At 71.9% G+C, this 13,842-nt stretch carries 10 protein-coding genes and 1 tRNA gene; 5 read left to right on the top strand and 6 right to left on the bottom strand.

From position 1 onward, the window contains the following. Window positions 1-91: 91 nt before the first annotated feature. The 5 genes from AB0N90_RS28575 to AB0N90_RS28555 all read right to left on the bottom strand — a co-directional run bounded on the left by AB0N90_RS28575 (window position 92) and on the right by AB0N90_RS28555 (window position 8,817). Window positions 92-2,674: an FtsX-like permease family protein gene (locus AB0N90_RS28575; RefSeq protein WP_365201442.1), complete on the bottom strand. Its 2,583-nt coding sequence runs from the start codon at window positions 2,672-2,674 to the stop codon at window positions 92-94. Beyond that, window positions 2,671-3,459, bottom strand: coding sequence for an ABC transporter ATP-binding protein (locus AB0N90_RS28570; protein ID WP_361673912.1), 789 nt, complete (start codon window positions 3,457-3,459; stop codon window positions 2,671-2,673). The genes AB0N90_RS28575 and AB0N90_RS28570 overlap by 4 nt, the downstream gene beginning before the upstream one ends. Before the next feature lie 395 nt (window positions 3,460-3,854). Beyond that, window positions 3,855-4,727 (bottom strand): cellulose-binding protein, encoded by an 873-nt coding sequence (locus AB0N90_RS28565; RefSeq protein WP_365201531.1) that lies wholly within the window; start codon window positions 4,725-4,727, stop codon window positions 3,855-3,857. Between the two features lie 186 nt (window positions 4,728-4,913). Continuing rightward, the gene (locus AB0N90_RS28560; protein ID WP_365201439.1) at window positions 4,914-7,787 is read right to left on the bottom strand and encodes an SUKH-4 family immunity protein; all 2,874 of its coding nucleotides are present in this window, start codon (window positions 7,785-7,787) and stop codon (window positions 4,914-4,916) included. Window positions 7,788-7,794: 7 nt separating this feature from the next. Then, complete coding sequence (locus AB0N90_RS28555) at window positions 7,795-8,817, bottom strand: SMI1/KNR4 family protein (protein WP_361673916.1); 1,023 nt, start codon at window positions 8,815-8,817, stop codon at window positions 7,795-7,797. A 285-nt stretch (window positions 8,818-9,102) separates the two neighbouring features. Here AB0N90_RS28555 and AB0N90_RS28550 point away from each other — a divergent pair, with 285 nt between their 5' ends. Together AB0N90_RS28550 and AB0N90_RS28545 are read left to right on the top strand one after the other, a co-directional pair. Continuing rightward, window positions 9,103-9,615 carry a YwqJ-related putative deaminase gene (locus AB0N90_RS28550; protein ID WP_361673918.1) on the top strand — a complete coding sequence of 171 codons (513 nt, stop codon included), beginning with the start codon at window positions 9,103-9,105 and terminating at the stop codon, window positions 9,613-9,615. A gap of 62 nt (window positions 9,616-9,677) precedes the next feature. Beyond that, a complete protein-coding gene (locus tag AB0N90_RS28545) occupies window positions 9,678-10,172 on the top strand; it encodes an SUKH-3 domain-containing protein (RefSeq protein WP_037653743.1) in 495 nt (164 codons plus the stop codon). A 28-nt stretch (window positions 10,173-10,200) separates the two neighbouring features. On the opposite strand, the gene AB0N90_RS28540 is transcribed toward AB0N90_RS28545, so the two are convergent. Next, on the bottom strand, window positions 10,201-11,520 hold the full coding sequence (locus AB0N90_RS28540; RefSeq protein WP_365201436.1) for a histidine kinase: 1,320 nt from the start codon (window positions 11,518-11,520) through the stop codon (window positions 10,201-10,203). Between the two features lie 166 nt (window positions 11,521-11,686). On the opposite strand from AB0N90_RS28540, the gene AB0N90_RS28535 reads away from it, so the two are divergent. The 3 genes from AB0N90_RS28535 (at window position 11,687) to glmU (ending at window position 13,828) form a co-directional block, all read left to right on the top strand. Next, window positions 11,687-12,166: a hypothetical protein gene (locus AB0N90_RS28535; RefSeq protein WP_365201435.1), complete on the top strand. Its 480-nt coding sequence runs from the start codon at window positions 11,687-11,689 to the stop codon at window positions 12,164-12,166. 22 nt (window positions 12,167-12,188) lie between these two features. Next, window positions 12,189-12,260: transfer RNA gene (locus AB0N90_RS28530), tRNA-Gln, on the top strand. 119 nt (window positions 12,261-12,379) lie between these two features. Next, window positions 12,380-13,828, top strand: a complete 1,449-nt coding sequence (gene glmU, locus AB0N90_RS28525; RefSeq protein ID WP_365201433.1) for a bifunctional UDP-N-acetylglucosamine diphosphorylase/glucosamine-1-phosphate N-acetyltransferase GlmU — start codon at window positions 12,380-12,382, stop codon at window positions 13,826-13,828. Window positions 13,829-13,842 lie beyond the last annotated feature (14 nt).

Here is a 13,842-nt window from a genome sequence, read left to right as displayed (position 1 = left end):
CCGGTACCGAGAAGTCCCCCAAGACTTCTCGGTACCGGGTGCTCCCCCCGCAACCCCCGTATGCGGTGGTCGTCGGCCGAGCCCGCGGCGGCTAGTCCGTGGCGATGGCGTTCAGGATGTTCATGCGGCCCGCGCGGAAGGCCGGGACGAGGGCGGCGAAGAGGCCCACGAAGGCGGAGCCGATGAAGACGCCGATGATCGTCGGCCAGGGAATGTCCAGGACGTTCAGCCCCTGGAGGGCGAGGAGCCGCTGGGCGGTCGCGCCCCAGCCCATGCCCAGGCCCAGGCCGAGCAGCGCGCCGAAGACGGCGATCACCACGGACTCCAGGCGGATCATGCGCCGCAGCTGGCGGCGGGAGAGGCCGATGGCCCGCATCAGGCCGATCTCCCGGGTCCGCTCCACCACCGACAGGGCCAGGGTGTTCACCACACCGAGGACCGCGACGATGATCGCCAGGGCCAGCAGGCCGTAGATCATGTTGAGCAGCTGGCCTATCTGGTCCTTGAGCACCTTCTTGTAGTCGGTCTGGTCGCGCACGGTCAGCGCCGGGTCGGCGTGCAGCGTCCGCTTCAGCGAGGCGTAGGCGGCGGCCTGCTGCCCGTCCTTGGCGGTGGCGAAGACCAGCTGGTCCAGCGGCATCCTGCTCGCCGGTACGTACTTCGCGGCGGTCGCGATGGACGCGTACATCGCGCCCTTGTCGATCACGACGTCGTCGCTGGTGATGGCGCGGACCGTCAGCTTGGCGGCCCGGCCGTCCTTGAAACCGACCGTGACCGTGGAGCCGAGCGTGATGCCGTGCTCCTTGGCGAAGCCCTCGAAGACGGACATGGAGTCGGGCCGGTAGGCGTCGGCGAGGTCACCGGCGACCGTCTTGGTGCGCAGGTCCTTCGCGTAGGTCGCGTCGGCGGCGTTGATCGTCTCGTTCTTGGAGACCTTGCCGTCGGGCGTGCTCAGGGTGGCGTCGAGCAGCTTGTACTCGGTGACCCGTTCGAGGCCGGGCGTGGCCTTGATCTGCTGGACCATCTGCGGTTTGACGAAGGCGAACTCCTGGTCGCCCTGGATGATGAAGTCCGCGCCGACGGTCTTGTCCAGCTGGTCGGTGGCCGAGGCCACCATCGAGGAGCCGACCACCGACAGGCAGGCCACCAGGGCGAGGCCGATCATCAGGGCGGCGCCGGTGGCACCGGTGCGGCGCGGGTTGCGCAGCGCGTTGCGCTCCGCCATCCGGCCGACCGGGCCGAAGACCCGCAGGATGATCGCGCCGAGGACGCGGACCACACCGCCGGCGAGCAGCGGGCCGATCACCACGAAGCCGACCAGGGTGAGCAGCACGCCGATGCCCAGCAGGCTCGATCCGGACGTGGCCTTGTCGGCGGCCGAGGCGGCGTACAGGCTCCAGCCGCCGGCGCCGGTGAGCACCAGTCCGAGCACGGCGCGCACGGCACCGGCCCTGGCGTCGCTCGGGGCGCCGGAGTCGCGCAGGGCGGCCATCGGGGAGACCTTGCCGGCCCGGCGGGCGGGCAGATAGGCCGCGAGGACGGTGACCACGACACCCAGCAGCAGGCCGAGCGCGGGCGTGGTCCAGGCGATCGTCAGATCGTCCGTGGACAGCTCCATGCCCATGCCGCTCATGAGCTTCATCAGGCCGACCGCGATGCCGACACCCGCGCCGACGCCGAGCACGGAGCCGAGCACACCGAGCAGCAGCGCCTCGATCAGCACGGAGCGGTTGACCTGCTTGCGGGAGGAGCCGATGGCGCGCATCAATCCGATCTCGCGGGTGCGCTGGGCGACCAGCATGGAGAAGGTGTTGATGATCAGGAAGATGCCGACCAGGAAGGCGATCCCGGCGAAGCCGAGCATCGCGTACTTCATGACGTTCAGGAAACTCTCGACGCTCTTCTGGTTGGCGTCGGCGACCTCCTTGGCGGTGCGCACCTTGTAGCCGTGGCCGAGGGCGGCCGTCACGTTCTTCTTGAGCTGGTCGTCCGTCACGCCCTTGGCGGCGGTGACATCGACGTCAGTGTAGACACCGGTGCGCCCGATCAGGGTCTGCTGGGCGGTCCTGGTGTCCAGGTAGAAGATGGCCGCGCCGGGGTTGGTCACCTTGAAGGCGGCGATGCCGGACACACGGGCGTGGTGCGTGCCCACGACCGAGATCATGCCGATGTCGTCGCCCAGCTTCAGGTGATGCTTGGCGGCGGTGTCCTTGTCGACCATCACCTGGTCGGGGCCCTTGGGGGCCGTACCGGTGGTGATCTCCATGGTGCGGGCGTCATTGCCGTTCCAGCTGCCCACGATGGTCGGGGCGCCGCTGGTCGGCGACAGCTTGTCCTTCTTGGCGTCGATCACGGTCACCGAGGTGGAGAACACCGTGCCCTCGGCCGCTCGCACACCCTGTGTCCCGCGGACGGTGGAGACGACGGAGGCCGGCATGACCGGCGGCTTGCCGGTGCGGGAGGTGGTCTGGCTGGTGTCGGAGGAGCCCTGGGCGCTGACCGTGACGTCCGAGGCGGTCGCCTGGAACAGCTTGTCGAAGGTGGTGTTCATGGTGTCCGTGAACACCAGGGTGCCGCAGACGAAGGCGACCGACAGCAGGACCGCGACCGCCGAGAGCGCCATACGGCCCTTGTGCGCGAAGAAGTTGCGCATCGAGGTTCTGAGCACGGTCATGACGTACGTCCCCGGGCGTCGAAGTCCTTCATGCGGTCCAGGACCTGATCGGCCGTCGGCTGGTGCATCTCGTCCACGATCCGGCCGTCGGCCAGATACAGCACCCGGTCCGCGTACGAGGCGGCGACCGGGTCATGGGTCACCATGACGATGGTCTGGCCGAGTTCGTCCACCGAGCGGCGCAGGAAGCCCAGCACCTCGGCGCCCGCCCGCGAGTCCAGGTTTCCGGTCGGCTCGTCACCGAAGATGATCTCCGGGCGGGCGGCGAGCGCGCGGGCCACGGCGACGCGCTGCTGCTGGCCGCCGGACAGCTGGGTCGGCCGGTGCTTGAGCCGCCCGGCGAGGCCGACGGTCTCCACGACCCGGTCCAGCCAGACGCGGTCGGGCTTGCGGCCGGCTATGTCCATCGGCAGCGTGATGTTCTCCAGCGCGTTCAGCGTCGGCAGCAGGTTGAACGCCTGGAAGATGAAGCCGATCCGGTCCCGGCGCAGCTGGGTGAGCTTCTTGTCCTTCAGGCCGGTGATCTCGGTCTCGTCCAGATGGATCTGACCGCTCGTCACGGTGTCCAGGCCCGCGAGGCAGTGCATCAGCGTGGACTTGCCGGACCCCGAGGGGCCCATGATCGCGGTGAACCGGCCCCTGGCGATGTCCACGTCGACGCGGTCCAGGGCGACGACACGGGTCTCCCCGGATCCGTACGCCTTCACGACCTGCCGCGCCCGCGCGGCAACGGCCGTCAGCCCTCCAGTGCCCCCGTGCCTGGGAATGGTCACAGCCGATGTCACGGTATGTCTCCTATATCGGTCGGCAGGTGCGTGTGCGATGCCCCGGTGTTCCAGTGCTCCGGTGCATGCGGGTTCCGGCCACGTCCGTACGCGGATGCTGTCCGCGTCGGGCGTGGTCCCGGCCACATCGATGAGTCTCGCGTCCGGGGAGGGTGCGGCGCGCTGGTGCGGAGCCCCCTCTTCGGCAGGGGGAAACCCCCCCCCGGTCGGGCCGCCACCCCCCAGCGGCGTAAAGCCAGCCTAAGGAACGCCCCTGTCCCGGCTCGTCCTCCGCCGGGACGAGCCCTCCCCGACCCGTTGTACGGAGAGACCCCTAGGGGACCACCACCCCTGGGTGGACCCGTTCTCAGGGTTCGTCTCCACCCCCGGGCCGGGTCCGTCTCCGCCCGCCGTCGCTACTCCACGACCGCCTGACCGGTCAGCGCCGTCAGCTTGCTGCGCACATGGTCCATGTGCGCCTGCACGTCGTCCCAGGTCGCGCTGTGTTCGCGCAGCACCCGCTCCGTCTCGTGGGCGATGCGGTCGGCGCGCGCGTGGGCCTCGGCGACGATCGCGGCCGCGCGGGCGTGCGCCTCCTCCTCGCACCGGCGGCCGTACTCCTCCGCCGCCGCCAAGGCCCGCCCCGCGGCGGCCACTTCCTCCTCCGCGCGGGCCACCAGCGCGGCCTCGCGCGCGTCCAGGGCCGCCGCCTCCCCGGACTCCGCGCGCTCTTCACCGGCCCAGTGCTCGGCCTGTTCCCGGGACCGCTCGGCCAGCAGGTCGGCGGTGCGCCGCCGTACCTCGCGCAGCGCCTCCAGGGACTCCTTGCGGCCCTCCTTCACCGCGCGCCGCGCACCGACACGGAGATCGTCGGCCTCCGCCCGCGCGGCGAGCAGCAGTTGGCGGGCGCGCTCGTCGGCCTCCGTGCGCAACGCGTCCGCGTCCTCCTGCGCGGCCAAGCGCACGCCCTCCGCGTCCGCCGCCGCCCGCGCGACCCGCTCGCGCGCCTCGCACCGCGCACGCTCCCGCAGTTGCCGCGCCTCCTCCAGCGCGAGCCGGAACAGCCGGCGGGCACCGTCGTCGAGCGTGTCGTACTCCTGCGGCCGGAGCCGGGAGACCACCTCGCGCAGCCGCGCGGCCTCCGCCGCCATGTCCTTGGCCAGCACGGTCAGCCGCGCGGCACGCTCCCACGCGGCGTCCCGGTCCCCGGACAGCGCCTCCAGGTACGCGTCGACCTGCGCGGGGCGGTACCCGCGCCCCCGGCCGGTCGCGAAGCCGTCCGGCGGCATCCATGCGCAGCTCACCTCGGGAACCCCTCTCCGACGGACAGGCACGACAGCAAGAGTTCGCGCACATCGTGACGGATAGGGCTTAACTGTTCATAACGCGACACTCCGCAGCCGTGTCACGGGCGGAGTGCCGCGGTTCACCGCCCCGGGGTGTTCCCGGCCCCCGGGGTGTTCCCGCGGGCCGGGCTACAGCAGCCCGTCCCACATCTGCTCCAGCAGCACCGACCACCAGCTCTCCGGCGAACCCAGCGCCGCCGGGTCCAACGCGGCCAGCTGCGCCTGGAAGTCGACGGTCCAACGGCCCGCCTGCTCCTGGTTCAGCCCGTACCGCAGCCGCCACATCCGGCCCAGCAGCGCCAGGCAGCGCACGAACTCCGGCAGCCCGGAGTTCACGAACTGCGGCGGCACCGGCGCACCACCCGGACCGGCCTCCACCGGCACGGCCACGATGTGCGCCGTCCCGTACTGCACACACAGCGCCTTGCCGAAGTCCGTACCCATCACCAGATACGACCCCGCGTCCGCCGCGGGTGCCACCCCGCGCTCGGCCGCCAGCTCCGCCAGCGTCGGCACCGGCCGGCCCGGCTGCGCCTGCGCCCAGAAGAACGGGCCCATGTCCACCGGCAGTCCGGCCACCACCAGGGTGTGCGCCACCACCGGCGGCACCCCCTGCCGGGACACCGCCTGCTGCTCGAACCGGAAGACTCCCGGCCCGAACGCCGCCGCCAGCTCCTGCCCGGCGGCCTCCGGCGGCACCGGCGGCGCGGCCTGCACCGGCGGCAACGGCGCACGCACCGGCGCGGGCCGCGCGGGACCGTCCGCCACCTGATGCAACTCACCCTGATGAGCCAGCAGTTGCCCCATCCCCTGCTGCCGGCTCGCATGGTCGGTGCCGTACGGCGCGATGCTCGTGATCCGCGCCTGCGGCCACTGCTCCCGGATCATCCGCGCACAGTAGGCACCCGGCAGCTCGCACGACTCCAGCTCCGTGTGCAGCTCCAGCACCTGGTCCGGCGGCACGTTCATCGACCGCAGCTCATGGAAGATCTGCCACTCCGGATGCGGCGTACCCGGCGCCGAACGCCGGATCAGCTGCTGCTCCGAACCGTCCTGCGCCCGGTACCGCAGCACGGCCTGATACCCCGGGCCCACCGTGGGCTGCCCGGCCTGCGGATACCCGTACGCCGCGGGCTGCCCCGGCACGGGGGCGGCCATCTGCGCGGGAGGCATCGGCGGCGGCGTGCCGGGCACACCCGGAGGCATACCGGGCGCTCCGGGCATGGCCGGCGGCGGGGGCGGCGGCATCCCGGGGCCGCCCACGGGAGGCGCCGCCAGCATGGTCTCCGCCTGGTGTACGGCACCACGAGCACCCGGCGCCGCGGGGGCACCGGGCACACCGGGAGCGCCAGGAGGCTGCGGGGCACCGGGAGCCGGGGGCACACCCGGAGCCGCGGGAGGCTGCGGCGCACCGGGGACGGGGGGCATCCCGGGGGCACCCGGAGCACCGGGCGCGCCCGGCATCCCCGGGGGCGCCGGAGGCTGCGGGACGCCGGGACCCAGCTGCGCGGGACCGGCCAGCATCGTGGCCGCGTGATGCACTTCGCCCGGGGGCGTCGTGGACGGCTCGGGGGCAGTCGGTGCGCCGCCGGGACCGCCCGCCGTACCGTCCTGCCCCGCCAGGCCCTCCGGGTCGATCGCGGACACGAGACGCGTCGGCACATACCCGCCCGAGGACGCACCCGGCGCGGGCGGCGGCGGCACATTCCCCGGACGCGCGCCCGGCGCACCCGGGGCGCCCGGCGGCGGAGGCGGCACACCCACCCCGCCGCGCGCCTTCTTCGGCGGCGGCGCGGCCTTGCTCGTCGCGGCGTCCGCGATGTCCCCGGCGTTCGGCGCGAGCGGGCGCTCGGCCGCACCGGGACCGGCGGCCGGAGCACCCGGGCCACCCGGAGCCTGCGGCGGAACGGCCGGTGGCGGCGTGCTGCCCGGCGGCACCGGCGCACCAGGCCCCTGCGGATACCCGTGGACCGGCGCACCCGGCGGCGGCGTGCTGCCCGGAGGAGGGGTCCCAGGGCCTGCCGGGGCCTGCGGATAGCCATACGCCGAAGCGCCCGGAACCGGCGGCGGAGGCGGCGTACTCCCCAGCGGCGCGCCCGGCGCACCACCCGGAACCGGCGAACCACCCGGCGCGCCCGGCGCGTTCGGCAGATCCAGCGCCGGAGCGACCGCCGTACGCGGCAACTGGCTGCCGCCCGACATCAGCGCCGTCTTCGCGTCCGGCACCGAGACCGGCGGCCGCGGCGCGTCATCGTCGAAACCGCTCAGCGGCGGCGCGAACACCGTCGCGGGCAACGGCACCGAACGGTCGTCGTCCTCACCCGCGCCCCCGTTCGTGTCCGTACCGGCCCACGGGGTCGCCCCGACGGGCACATCAGCCGGAACGGGAGCAGCCACAGGGGCAGGAACCGCAGGGGCGGCGGGAGCCGACGGAGGCCCGGCCTGCGTCCGCGCCGGATCGCCCCCGGCCAAGACCCCGGCACTCTCCGAAGCACCCGAACCCGCCACCCCGGCACCCTCCGAGGCACCGGAACCCGCGACCCCAGCCCCCTGCGAGGCACCCGAACCCTCGACCCCAACACCCTGCGAGGCACCGGAATCGGTGGCCGGCTGCCGCCGCTCCCCTATCCCCATCTTGTCCGCCGCCTCCTGCAACCACTCCGGAGGAGTCAGCAGGAACGACGTCTGATTCAGATCCAACCGCGCCGCAACCGGCGCCGGCGCCGACTCCTGGGGCCCGTCAGGACGGCCGTACTCCTCCTCGTACCGGCGGATCACCTCACCCACCGGCAACGCCGGCCACAACGTGGCCTCACCACTGTCCCGGGCGATCACCAGCCGCTGCGCACCCGCGTCCGACCGCGGCCCCTCCGCCCGGTCCTCGCCCCACACCACGAACCCCAGCTCGAACTCCCGCACCCGCACCTCACGGTGCTGATACGCGGGCACATCGCCGTTGATCCACTCCTCGGCGCGCTCCTGCGCCTGCGCGTACGTCACCATCGCCAGCTCACTCCCCCACCGGGCCGGAAGACACCGGGACGACACGCGCGAAACCGCCGTCCACCATCAGATTCGCCACCGTCTCCAACTCCGGCGGATTACCCGCCAGCCGGGACAGGAACGCGTCGAAGTCATCAGCGCACGGCAGCAGCAGACGCTCCACCCGCTCCGCCGGCGGCCACGACGGATCCACGTCCCGCACATCGTCGTACGCGCAGAACCACACCGAACCGAGCCGCTCGCCCTTCACCTTCACCGCGAGCAACCCGCCCTGCACGAACGACACCCCGAGATAGTCCTTCGTCAGGTGGTCGCGCAGACACTTGTTCACATAGACCAGGTCATTGACCGCGGCCTCGTCCCGCACCGTGAAGAACGGCTGGTCCAGCAGCAACCCCAGCTCGGCGACCAACGCCGTACCCACCGGAGCACAACCACCCGCCGCCTTCAGGAAGTCACGATAGGCACCCGGCAACCGGTACCCCAGATCCTCCTCGACCCCCTGCACTTGCGCCTCGGTCACCGCCACACCCGACTTCGGCAGACCGAAATGCGCGGGCCGCGTCTCCTGCAACGGCCGCGTACCCCGCTTGCCGTGGTCCACCGGAGCCGTCGCCACCCCACCGTGATGCCGCAGCAACGCCTTCACATCGACCGGAACCAGCTCCAGGCGCCGCGTACCCGCCACGTGATGCCACGTCCATCCGTGCGGCGTCGCCACATCCGGCACCGTGTCCCACCACTCGTGCCCCGCCGCCGCGAGCGCCGCGTTCGCCGACACATAGTCCGTCAGCCGCAACTCGTCGACACCGAAACCCTCCGGCGGCTCCGCGATCTCCACCGCCACCCGCGCATACGGCGAGAAATCCGGAAACCCCCGCTCATCGACCCGCACCCCACCAGGGTGACGCGCCGCCCGCACCGGATCCGGGAAATGCACGACCTGCCCCGAGTACGCCGCGTTCGGCGGCACGGCCTGTCCCCCCTGGCGGCCGGGAGGTGTCCCCAGCCCGAGCCGACCTGTCGTCATGGCGATTGCCCCCTGAGGCGTTCTCTTAGGCCTGAACGGCGGTGTCCATCGCGGATGCCGACAGCCTAAGCGGTACCCGAACCCCGGTCACCGGCCCACCGCATCCCCGCGACACACACCACAACCACCACCCGCCACCCCCACCCCACCTCCGTGACCAGCCGTCACCCCACCGTGACCGACCCCACCCATCACGGGCGTGTCGCACCGCCCCAGCTTCCGCACGACCCACGGCATTTGGCACCCTGTGTCCTTCGGGGGACAGCCCGGGGAGGGAAAGCCAACATGAATACCTTGCAGACCGGAGGTACCGACGTGCGCGCCGGCGACCCGCGCATCGACTGGAGCGGCACCGAGGCACCCACCGCACCCACCCTGCGACAACGCCGCGACGGCATCCTGCCCACCGTCGCCGCCGCCCTCTCCGTCCACGGCACCACCCTCACCGGCACCGCCGCCCGCGGCGAGGAACCCCCCACCCTGCACCCCCTCGTCCAGGACTTCCTGGACACCCTCCCCAGCGCCCAACGCGACCGCTTCACCGGCCGCTGCGCCGAAACCATCCTCATCTCCCGGCACCTCGCCGCCGCCGACGCCACCCGCAGCAAACGCGCCTCCCGCAGACCCATGACCAACGGCGAGGCCCGCAAATCCCTCAAGCACGCCAAACTCACCGCCCGCCGCATACGCGAGGACGGCGACCCCCTGCACGGCAGCTTCGCCACCCCCTGCCGCGCATGCAGCGCCCTCACCTCCCACTTCGGCGTCCGCGTCGTCGACCCCACCACCAACGACTGACCACGCGGACACCCCGCACCACCCCGTCGGCACGACGGACGAGCACGACGAACGAAGGGCAGATGCACGCCGACCGCACCTCCACCACGCGCTTCCCCGTCCCCGTCGACGCCGCCCTGCGCGCCGCCGGCTGGCAACCCGGACGCTGGGACATAAAGCAGGCCGAGATCTGGGCCGACACCCTGCGCGAACACACCTCACCCGCCGGACACCGGCACACCGTCTTCCCCGCCGCCGTCGAAGCCTGGGCCGAATTCGGCGGCCTGCACATCGCCCCCGGCGGCAGCGGACGCCAGATCGCCCCCGCCACCCTCCACCTCGACCCCCTGCACGGCCGCCACCTCGCCCGCACCCTCGGCGACCTCGGCCGCGCCCTCGGCACCGAACTCTGCCCCCTCGGCACCGAGACCGACACCGCCGCCGCCCTCGCCATCGACACCGAGGGCCGCGTCTACGGCCTCGACCACACCGGCGACTGGTACCTCGGCCCCGACATCGACCACGCCCTGGCCGCCCTCATCACCGGCATAGAACCCGTACGGCTCACCGCGGGCTGAACACCCGAAGCCCCCAAAAAACCCCGCCCTACGCCGCCGGAATCACCGCCGACACCCGGAAACCCCCCGCATCCGTCGGACCCGACACGAACACCCCGCCCAGCCCCAGGACCCGCTCCCGCATCCCCAGCAGCCCATTGCCACCCGAGGGCAGACCCGCCGCCGACGCCGAGCCCGGCTCCGACGGCGGCCCGTTCTCCACCTGCATCGCGATCTCCGACACCCGATGCGCCAACCGCACCTGCGTCTTCGCCCCCGCCGCATGCTTGTGCACGTTCGTCAGCGCCTCCTGCACCACCCGGTACGCCGTCTGCTCCACCTCCGCCGCATACGACCGCACCTCCCCCTGCACCGACAGCTCCACGACCATCCCCGCCGCCGCGGACTGCCCCACCAACTCCTCCAGCTCCGACAGCCAGGGCCCCTCACCGGCCTCCTCCACCACCCGCGAAGCAGCGGCCGCGGCCGCCGCGGCAGCCTCACCCACCGCCGCCAGCGGCACCGCCACGGCACGCGCGCCCGCCCCCGCGTCTCCCGCCCGCAGCACCCCGAGCATCTCCCGCAGCTCCGTCAACGCCTGCCGGCCCATGTCCCCCACCAGCGCGGCATTGCGCACCGCCTTCTCCGGATCCTTACGGGCCACCGCCTGCAACGCCGCCGCGTGCACCACCATCAGACTCACCCGGTGCGCCACCACGTCGTGCATCTCCCGCGCGATCCGCGTCCGCTCCTCGTTACGCGCCCACTCGGCCCGCTCCTCGGCCCGCTCCGCGAGCAACTGAAGCTCCCGCTCCAGACTGTCCGCCCGCTCCCGCAGACTCTCCATCAACCGCCGCCGCGCCCCCACATACAGCCCCAGCAGCACCGGCGGAGCCGTCAGCCCCAACGCCGTCGCCACCGCGGCGAACGGCACGAACCAGTCACCGAGCGTCAGATCGCCCCGCGCCATGTCCTGCCGCACCCGTACGAACGTCACCACCGCCGTGCCCACCAGCGACATCCCCGCCAGCGCCCCGATCACCCGGCGCGGCACCTCGGCCGCGGCCAGCGTGTACAGGCCGACGATGCCCAGCAGGAAACCCATCTGCGCCGGGGTCACCGCGATCGCCACCAGCACCACGGCGACCGGCCACTTGCGCCGCACCAGCAGCACGACACCGGCCACCGTGCCGAACAGGACACCCGCCCAGAGCGGGATCCCCGCGTCCCGGGCGAAACCGATCCCCTCCGCGCCGCACTCCAGCGCGGACGCCAGCGCCAGCGCGCCGTCGAACACCGCGCTGCGCCGGCGTGGCCACCACCAAGGGCCGGTCAGCCCCCTGGTGTGCTCTTCCCCCGTCATGGTCATGCGTCCAGCCTACGGGCGACGCGTGCGGCTTTTCCGGTGACTTTCACCTACCTCCACACACCACACTCCGTAACCAACCGACATCGAAACCTCCCGGTATCACTCGAACTACTGAACTCGTTCCGTTCGACCCCGGAAGCACGCATTCCGCCTGGACGGTATGCCCATGGCACACACCCACGGCAAATACGCCGGCTTCGAGGACCTACGGAAACAGGCGGTGGCGCTGCGGCGGGCGGGCCGCGGGGCTGGCGAGACTGCGGGCGTCCCAGGAGCAGGAGAGGGCGGCGGGACCAAGCGGGAGGCGGCGGCCTCCATCGGCGAACTGACAGACCGGGAACTCTTCATCGCGGGCGTCGCCCTCTACTGGGCGGAAGGCTCCAAGCCCAAGCTGCGCGTCTGCATTCACGAAACCGCAGACGTTCGAGCCGCCGAGAAGTACTGGGCCGACGTCGTCGGCGTCTATGTGTCCAAGTTCAGCCGAGCCACGCTGAAGAAGCACAATCCCAGAACGGTCCGCAAGAACACGGGCGCCAACTACCGTGGCTGCCTCGTGCTCTACGTCAGGCAGAGCGCCACCTTGTACCGTCGCATGGAAGGCGCTTGGTACGGCATAGTAGGAGGCGCCGTTCGACGGACGGACTAAATGTCCGTTTCATCGAATATGTTCCCCCGTGGTGTAATTGGCAGCACTGTGGCTTTTGGTGCCATCTGTCCGGGTTCGAGTCCTGGCGGGGGAGCAAATACCCAGTTCGGGTCCTGACCGGCCGACGCCCCCTCAGGGCCCGCCCCCATATCTCCCAAACCCCGCCCCGGTATCCTGCGGCTGTTCCCCACCCTCAGAGCCGAAGGGCAAACCGTGAGTGCCATCCGCCCGGCAGCCGTCGTCGTTCTCGCAGCGGGTGAGGGCACCCGTATGAAGTCGGCCACACCCAAGGTGCTGCACCAGATCTGCGGCCGCTCCCTCGTGGGCCATGTGCTCGCCGCCGCCCGCGAGTTGAAGCCCGAGAACCTCGTCGTCGTCGTCGGCCACGCCCGTGAGCAGGTCACCGCGCATCTGACGGAGACCGACCCGGCCGTCCGCACCGCCGTGCAGGAGCAGCAGAACGGCACCGGACACGCCGTACGGATGGGCCTGGAGGAGCTGGGCGGGACCGTGACCGGCACCGTCGTCGTGGTCTGCGGCGACACCCCGCTGCTGACCGCCGAGACCCTGCGCGGCCTCGCCGGGACCCATCACGCCGACGGCAACGCCGTGACCGTGCTGACCGCCGAGGTCCCGGACGCCACCGGGTACGGCCGGATCGTGCGGGACGAGGCGTCGGGCGCGGTGACCGCGATCGTGGAGCACAAGGACGCGAGCGCGGAGCAGCGGGCGATCCGGGAGATCAACAGCGGGGTGTTCGCGTTCGACGGGCGGCTGCTGGCGGACGCGCTGACGAAGGTGCGCAAGAACAACAGCCAGGGCGAGGAGTACCTGACCGATGTGCTGGGGATCCTGCGCGAGGCCGGGCACCGGGTCGGGGCGTCGGTGGCGGGTGATCACCGGGAGATCGCGGGGATCAACAACCGGGTACAGCTGGCGGAGGCGCGCCGGATCCTGAACGACCGGCTGCTGACGCTGGCGATGCTGGACGGTGTCACCGTGGTGGATCCGGCGACCACGTGGATGGATGTGACCGTGACGTTCGAGCGGGACGCGGTGGTGCATCCGGGTACGCAGCTGTCCGGTGCCACGCATCTCGCGGAGGGCGCGGAGGTCGGTCCGAACAGCCGGCTGAAGGACACCAAGGTGGGTGCGGGGGCGCGGGTGGACAACACCGTGTCGGACGGGGCCGTGGTGGGTGCGGGGGCGAGCGTGGGGCCGTACGCGTATCTGCGGCCGGGGACGCGGCTCGGCGCGAAGGGCAAGATCGGGACGTACGTCGAGACGAAGAACGCGCGGATCGGTGAGGGCACGAAGGTGCCGCATCTGTCGTACGTGGGTGATGCGACGATCGGTGAGCACACGAATATCGGTGCGGCGAGTGTGTTCGTCAATTACGACGGGCAGGACAAGCACCACACGACGATCGGGTCGCATTGCCGTACGGGTTCGGACAACATGTTTGTGGCGCCTGTCACGGTCGGGGACGGTGCGTACACCGCCGCCGGGTCCGTGATCACGAAGGATGTGCCGCCCGGTTCGCTGGCCGTGGCCCGTGGTCAGCAGCGGAATATCGAGGGCTGGGTGGCTCGTAAGCGGCCGGGGAGTGCGGCGGCGAAGGCTGCTGAGGATGCCTCCCGGCAGGTCGGTGACGAGGACTGACCGGAAACGAGTGC

The organism is Streptomyces sp. NPDC093018 (genome assembly GCF_040684035.1).
In the GTDB taxonomy this organism is placed as follows: domain Bacteria; phylum Actinomycetota; class Actinomycetes; order Streptomycetales; family Streptomycetaceae; genus Streptomyces; species Streptomyces murinus.
The sequence above is the reverse complement of the archived record's forward strand: the minus strand, read 5'-3'. Positions and strand labels throughout refer to the sequence as shown.

Coding starts and splice junctions, on each gene's coding strand:
- AB0N90_RS28575 (WP_365201442.1), bottom strand. CDS start 2,674: ATGACCGTGCTCAGAACCTCGATGCGCAACTTCTTCGCGCACAAGGGC.
- AB0N90_RS28565 (WP_365201531.1), bottom strand. CDS start 4,727: ATGCCGCCGGACGGCTTCGCGACCGGCCGGGGGCGCGGGTACCGCCCC.
- AB0N90_RS28545 (WP_037653743.1), top strand. CDS start 9,678: ATGCACGCCGACCGCACCTCCACCACGCGCTTCCCCGTCCCCGTCGAC.
- AB0N90_RS28550 (WP_361673918.1), top strand. CDS start 9,103: ATGAATACCTTGCAGACCGGAGGTACCGACGTGCGCGCCGGCGACCCG.
- AB0N90_RS28535 (WP_365201435.1), top strand. CDS start 11,687: ATGGCACACACCCACGGCAAATACGCCGGCTTCGAGGACCTACGGAAA.
- AB0N90_RS28540 (WP_365201436.1), bottom strand. CDS start 11,520: ATGACCATGACGGGGGAAGAGCACACCAGGGGGCTGACCGGCCCTTGG.
- AB0N90_RS28560 (WP_365201439.1), bottom strand. CDS start 7,787: ATGGTGACGTACGCGCAGGCGCAGGAGCGCGCCGAGGAGTGGATCAAC.
- AB0N90_RS28555 (WP_361673916.1), bottom strand. CDS start 8,817: ATGACGACAGGTCGGCTCGGGCTGGGGACACCTCCCGGCCGCCAGGGG.